Raw genomic sequence first — 2,665 nt, 5'->3', positions numbered from 1 at the left:
ATGCTGGCCGTGCTGCTGGCGAGCGGGATCGTGTCGCCCCAGGAGGCGTTTGCCGGGTTTTCCAATCCGGAAATTCTCGCCATCGGCGCTCTGTTCGTGGTGGCCGGTGCGCTCCAGCATACCGGCGCTCTGGGCTTTGTGGCAACGCGGCTGTTCGGCCGGATTACCAGCCACCGGCGCGCCCTGCTGCGCATGATGCTGCCCACCGCCGGCATCTCCGCCTTTCTGAACAACACCCCGATTGTGGCCATGTTCACGCCGGTGGTGTTTGACTGGGCGCGACGCCATCAGGTGTCGCCGTCGCGCTTTCTCATTCCGCTGTCCTACGCGACGATTCTGGGCGGGGCGTGTACCCTGATCGGAACCTCGACCAATATGGTCGTCAACGGCTTGATGGTCGGCGCCGGGCAGCCGGGTATGTCCTTCTTTGAACTGAGCGCGGTCGGGGTGCCGTGTGCCCTGGTCGGCGTGAGCTTTGTGGTTATTGCCGGTCGCGTCCTGCTGCCCGACCGCAAGGAGTTGCTGGAGAGTCTGGACGAAACGCGCCGCGAGTATCTGGTCGAGCTTGAGGTGACGGCCGAGTGTCCCCTGGTCGGCCACCAGATCGAACAGGCCGGTCTGCGCCACCTGCCCGGCCTGTTTCTGGTCCGGATCGAGCGATCCGAGGGAACCGTCTCTCCGGTCGGGCCGCAGGAGCGGATTCGGGTCGCCGACCGGCTGGTCTTTACCGGGGTGGTAGCGACGATCGTCGATCTGCAGAAGATCCGGGGGCTGGTGCCGGCCGGGGATCACCGCGACGGAGTCGAACGGGTCGGGGAGGGCAATAATCTGAGCGAGGCGGTCATCTCTGAGGACTCGCCGCTCAACGGGGTCACGATTCGAGACGCCAATTTCCGCACCCGTTACGGCGCGGCCGTGGTCGCGGTGCATCGGGGCGGGCGCCGGCTGAGCGGAAAAATTGGCGATATTCTGCTCCGTGCCGGAGACACCCTGTTGCTTGAAGCCTCGGCCGGTTTTGCCCGCACCTACCGCAACTCGGCCGACTTCTATCTGGTGTCCGAGGTCGATAACAGCGCGCCGCCGCGTTACGACAAGGCCATTCCGGCCCTGCTGGCTCTGGTCGCCCTCATCACGACCGTCACCATGGGCCTATTGCCGATGATGACCGCAGCCCTGCTGGCCGCGTTTGGCGTTATCGCGTGCGGCTGTCTGTCGGTGGGCGAAACCCGTCGCGTCGTTGATGTCTCGGTGCTGATTCTCATCGCCGCCGCGTTTGGGATCGGCCGAGCGCTGGACAAGACCGGGGTGGCTGAATTTCTGGCCTCGTTTCTGGTTGAGGTCGGTGCCGGGCTGGGGCCGGTGGGGGTGCTGGCCCTGGTTTATCTGGTCACCCTGGTCTTCACCGAATGTATCTCTCACGCCCCGGCCGCAGTCCTGATGTTTCCCATTGCGGCCGAGACCGCCGAGCAGTTCGGGGTCGATGTGCGGCCGTTTGCGATCACGATTGCGATTGCCGCCTCGGCCGCGTTCGCCTCGCCGCTCAGCTACCAGACCCACCTGATGGTCTACGGACCAGGCGGCTACCGCTTCACCGATTTTCTGAAAATCGGCATCCCGCTCGACCTGCTGATCTTCGCCGTGGCCATGCTCTGCATTCCGTGGATGTGGCCCTTCTGAGCNNNAAGCGCGGCATGACCTTTTCGGCAAACAGCTCAAAGCTGCGCAGCACCACGTCACGGGGCAGCAGACCGTCGCCAATCAGGAAGAACATTTCGTCGGTGCCGATTTTGATCGCCAGTTCGATTTTGCGCGACACGCTGTCCGCGTCCCCGATCAACGGCTCGGCCACCCCCAGGCCGAACGGAATGCCCCATTTGTCCCAGAACCAGCGAGTGTCGGCCAGAGCGCGCTGGGTCTGGGCGGCGCTGTCGGTCACCACCAGCTGTCCGCCCAGGGCCAGCTCGGTGCCGGGCGGGACGGTGCGGCCGGCCTTGTCGGCCTCTTCGCGGTAGATGTTCTGCAGCCGGGCGCACAGCTCTTCGTGCAGGAGAATGATGATCGGTTTGCCGCCCTCGCGGGCCCAGTAGCGGATCGACTCGGTGTTATGGGTAAACCCGGCGTACAGCGGCGGGTAGGGCTTTTGGTAGGGACGCGGGGCGATGCCGACCTGTTCGATATGCATATCCTTTGTCACCCCCGCGCCGTAGCGGGTATAGGCTTCCATGGGATGCGGGTTTGTGGCGCCTGGAGGCGGGAACTGCCAGAACTCGCCCCGGTGGCAAAAGGTGTCCTGGGTCCAGGCTTTCTTGATGATCGCCACGCCTTCTTCAAACACCCGCCGGTTGAGCAGGTCGGAGGCCTGTTTTTTATTCCAGTGGCCGACCGCCTCGACGCCCGGCCGGGTGGCATAGTTCTGGACCCAGCGCGCCTGATAGCCTCGGACAAAGGCGACGTTGAGACGGCCTTGCAGCATATGATCCATCATGGCTACATCCTCGGCCACCCGCAGCGGATTATGGGTGTTGAGCACATAGCCCAGCACGTCGACGCGCAGCCGCTCGGAATGCTGGCCGATGAACATGCTCAGCAGACCGGGGCTGCCGGTCGCCTCCATACCCTCGATCTGCAGGTGATGCTCGGGATGGCCGAAGCCGGCAAAGCCGGC

Annotated in this window: 2 protein-coding genes; one reads left to right on the top strand and one right to left on the bottom strand. The window is 64.4% G+C overall.

The annotated features are described in order from the left end of the window. Positions 1–1,677, top strand: a 1,677-nt coding sequence (locus J4F42_09825; GenBank protein ID MCE2485797.1) for an SLC13 family permease, incomplete at its 5' end; no start/stop codon positions are given. 5 nt (positions 1,678–1,682) lie between these two features. On the opposite strand, the gene J4F42_09820 is transcribed toward J4F42_09825, so the two are convergent. After that, positions 1,683–2,665 (bottom strand): LLM class flavin-dependent oxidoreductase (locus tag J4F42_09820; GenBank protein ID MCE2485796.1); only part of this gene is annotated, 983 nt, incomplete at both ends.

Source organism: Desulfurellaceae bacterium, from assembly GCA_021296095.1.
GTDB lineage: Bacteria > Desulfobacterota > Binatia > Bin18 > Bin18 > JAAXHF01.
The sequence above is the reverse complement of the archived record's forward strand: the minus strand, read 5'-3'. Positions and strand labels throughout refer to the sequence as shown.